A 3,369-nucleotide genomic window follows, 5' to 3' on the forward strand; every position below is an offset into this window, starting at 1 on the left:
CGGCGGCGGCATCCGCAGCCTCGAGATGATCGAGGGCTGGCTGAAGCGCGGCTTGACCCGGGTCATCCTCGGCACCGTCGCCCTGCGCAACCCCGCCCTCGTCATCGAAGCCTGCACGCTGTTCCCTGGCCATGTCGCGGTGGGTATCGACGCCCGCGACGGCATGGTCGCGGTCGAGGGCTGGGCCGAAACCTCCTCGATCACCGCGATCGACCTCGCGAAGCGCTTCGAGGATGCGGGCGTTTCCGCCCTCATCTTCACCGATATCGCCCGCGACGGGCTGCTGACCGGCGTCAACGTGCCGGCGACGGCGGCCCTCGCCGACGCGGTCTCGATCCCGGTCATCGCTTCGGGCGGGCTCGCCGGCCTTGCCGATATCGAGGCCCTGATGGCGGTCAAGGGCACGCCCATCGCCGGGGCCATTTCGGGCCGCGCGCTCTACGACGGGCGGCTGGACCCGGCGGCGGCGCTGGCCCTCACGAAAAGGGCGGCGTGATGTTGAAGGCCCGGGTCATCCCCTGTCTCGACGTCCACAACGGCCGCGTGGTCAAGGGCGTCAATTTCGTCGACCTGCGCGATGCCGGCGATCCGGTGGAACAGGCGCGGCTTTACGACGCCGCCGGCGCCGACGAGCTGACCTTCCTCGACATCACCGCATCGAGCGACGACCGGGCGATCATGCTCGATGTCGTGCGCCACACGGCGGAACAGGTGTTCATGCCGCTGACCGTCGGCGGCGGCGTCCGCACGCTGGAAGACGTCCGGCAATTGCTGCTGGCCGGCGCCGACAAGGTCTCGATCAATTCCGCCGCCGTGGCCCGGCCCGATTTCGTGCGCGAGGCGGCGGAAAAAGTCGGCAGCCAGTCGATCGTCGTCGCCATCGACGCCAAGGGCGACAGCCACGGCAAGTGGCATGTCCACACCCATGGCGGCCGGCGCAATACCGGGATCGACGCGGTCGAATGGGCGCAGCGCATGGTCTCGCTCGGCGCCGGGGAAATCCTGCTGACCTCGATGGACCGGGACGGCACCAAGGCCGGCTTCGATATCGGCCTGACGCGGGCGGTATCGGACGCCGTCACCGTGCCCGTCATCGCCTCGGGCGGGGTCGGCACCCTCGACCATCTGGCGGACGGCATTCTCGAGGGTCATGCCTCGGCCGTGCTCGCCGCCTCCATCTTCCATTTCGGCACTTTCTCGATCCGCGAGGCCAAGGAACACATGGCCGCGCGGGGCGTGCCCATGCGCCTGTGACGGGGAAGATCATGAGCGATCCCGCCATCCTCGACCGGGTGTTCCAGGTCATCCTGTCGCGAAAGGGCGGCGATACGGCCAACAGCCATGTCGCCCGCCTGTTCGCCAAGGGCCGCGCCAAGATCGCCCAGAAGGTGGGCGAGGAAGGCGTGGAAGCCGCCCTCGCCGGTCTTGCCGGCAGCGAGACGGAACTGGTCGGCGAGGCCGCCGACCTGATCTTCCACCTGTTCATCCTGCTGGCCGAACGGGACCTGACCCCGGCCGACGTCTGGGCCGAACTCGAAGCCCGCGAAGGCCTGTCAGGGATCGCCGAAAAGGCCAGCCGTCCGAAGGGTTAGTGCCGATGGCCTATGATCCGAGCAATATCTTCGCCCGCATCCTGCGCGGCGAGATCCCCTGCAAGAAGGTGCACGAGACCGAGCACGCCCTGGCTTTCCACGACATCCACCCGCAGGCGCCGGTGCATGTCCTGGTGATCCCCAAGGGTTCTTACGTCTCTTGGGACGATTTCTCGGCCAAGGCCACGGATGCCGAAATCGCCGGCTTCGTCCGCGCGGTGGGCGAGGTCGCCCGCCTGGTCGGGGTCGATGCCGACGGCTACCGCCTGCTGGCCAATCATGGGGCCAACAGCCACCAGGAGGTGCCACACCTGCATGTGCACATCACCGGTGGCCGTCCGCTGGGCCCCCTCCTGCTGCGGCGGGACTGAGGGTCAGTATTTCCCGGCGACGAAATCGACGAGGCTGACCTGCGGCCGCGGGCCGTAATGGGCCAGCACCTCGGCGGCGCAGAGCGAGCCGAGGCGGCCCGAACGGGCAAGGCCGAGGTCGTGGGTGAGGCCATGGAGGAAGCCGGCGGCATAGAGATCGCCGGCGCCGGTCGAATCCACCAGCTTCTCGGGCACCGCCGCGTCGATCACATGCACTTCGTCGCCGCCGACGATGACCGAACCCTTTTCCGAGCGGGTGAGCGCGGCGGTGATGCCGAGGCTTCGCGTCGCCTGCAGGGCGGCGTCGAAATCGCCGGTCTCGAACAGGGCGGAAATCTCGCCTTCGTTGGCGAAGAGGATATCGACCCCGCCACCCGAGACCAGTTCGAGGAATTCGGCCCGCCAGCGGTGGACGCAGAAGGCGTCGGACAGCGACAGGGCGACCCGGCGCCCGGCCTCATGGGCGGCATTGATCGCCTTGCGGAAGGCGGCCTTGCCGTTTTCCGGGTCCCACAGATAGCCTTCGAGATAGGTGATTTCGGCATCCGCCACCTGGGCGGGATCGACATCGTCGGGACCGAGGCCGACGCAGGCGCCGAGATAGGTCGCCATGGTGCGCTGGGCATCGGGCGTCACCATGACGAGGCAGCGCGCGGTATTGGGTCCTTCCGTCGCCGGCGCGGTTTCGAAGGAGACGCCGATGGCGCGGATATCATGGGTGAAGACCTTGCCGAGGCCATCGTCCCGCACCCGGCCGATGAAGGCGGCGGCGCCGCCCAGCGAGGCGATGCCCGCCATCGTGTTGGCGGCCGAGCCGCCCGAAGCCTCGACCCCCGCGTTCATGCGGCCGTAGAGCGCCTCGGCCTGGGCCGCGTCGATCAGCGCCATGGAACCCTTGATCAGGCCTTCGCGGGCGATGAAAGCGTCATCCGCCGGCGCCAGCACGTCGACGATCGCATTGCCGATGCCAAGGACATCGAAACGGGCAGTGGTCATGTTCATCCCCGAAAATCTCGCGGGCGCAGTATAAGGATGGAGACGCACCCGTCCAGAACCGAGGAAATTTCACCCCATGTCGCTGATCCCCGCATTCCTGAAAGGATTGGAGGATGCCCTGTCACCGCCCCTGCGGGCGATCCTGTGGCGGGTGCTGTTCGTGGGCCTGGCGCTGACCCTGCTGCTGGTCGCCGGGGCCTACCAGGGTCTCGGCTTCGCGCCCAGCACGGGCTGGGGCTGGCTGGACGAGACGCTGCGCATCCTGGGCGGCATCCTGACCGGCATCGGTCTCGCCTTCATGTTCCCGGTGATGATGACGACGCTCCAGTCGCTGTTCCTCGACGAGGCGGCGGCCAGGGTCGCCGCGCGGGATTATCCGGCCGATCCCCCCGGGCGCGACATCGGCTTTG

The 3,369-nt window shown here is 68.3% G+C and carries 6 protein-coding genes; 5 read left to right on the plus strand and 1 reads right to left on the minus strand.

The genetic code is table 11. From position 1 onward, the window contains the following. The 4 genes from WC493_RS22435 to WC493_RS22450 all read left to right on the plus strand — a co-directional run. Window positions 1-496 (plus strand): HisA/HisF-related TIM barrel protein (locus tag WC493_RS22435; RefSeq protein ID WP_373068717.1); only part of this gene is annotated, 496 nt, incomplete at its 5' end. Continuing rightward, the gene (gene hisF / locus WC493_RS22440; protein ID WP_373068719.1) at window positions 496-1,254 is read left to right on the plus strand and encodes an imidazole glycerol phosphate synthase subunit HisF; all 759 of its coding nucleotides are present in this window, start codon (window positions 496-498) and stop codon (window positions 1,252-1,254) included. The genes WC493_RS22435 and hisF, both read left to right, overlap by 1 nt. An 11-nt stretch (window positions 1,255-1,265) precedes the next feature. Continuing rightward, window positions 1,266-1,592 (plus strand): phosphoribosyl-ATP diphosphatase, encoded by a 327-nt coding sequence (locus tag WC493_RS22445; protein WP_373068721.1) that lies wholly within the window; start codon window positions 1,266-1,268, stop codon window positions 1,590-1,592. 5 nt (window positions 1,593-1,597) lie between these two features. Then, window positions 1,598-1,963: a histidine triad nucleotide-binding protein gene (locus WC493_RS22450; RefSeq protein WP_373068723.1), complete on the plus strand. Its 366-nt coding sequence runs from the start codon at window positions 1,598-1,600 to the stop codon at window positions 1,961-1,963. Window positions 1,964-1,966: 3 nt separating this feature from the next. Here WC493_RS22450 and WC493_RS22455 read toward each other — a convergent pair whose 3' ends face one another. Further along, window positions 1,967-2,959 carry an adenosine kinase gene (locus WC493_RS22455; RefSeq protein WP_373068725.1) on the minus strand — a complete coding sequence of 331 codons (993 nt, stop codon included), beginning with the start codon at window positions 2,957-2,959 and terminating at the stop codon, window positions 1,967-1,969. A gap of 76 nt (window positions 2,960-3,035) precedes the next feature. Between WC493_RS22455 and WC493_RS22460 the strand changes: the two genes are divergently transcribed. After that, window positions 3,036-3,369, plus strand: a 334-nt coding sequence (locus tag WC493_RS22460; RefSeq protein ID WP_373068727.1) for an EI24 domain-containing protein, incomplete at its 3' end; no start/stop codon positions are given.

The organism is Zavarzinia sp., assembly GCF_041650655.1.
Taxonomy (GTDB): domain Bacteria; phylum Pseudomonadota; class Alphaproteobacteria; order Zavarziniales; family Zavarziniaceae; genus Zavarzinia.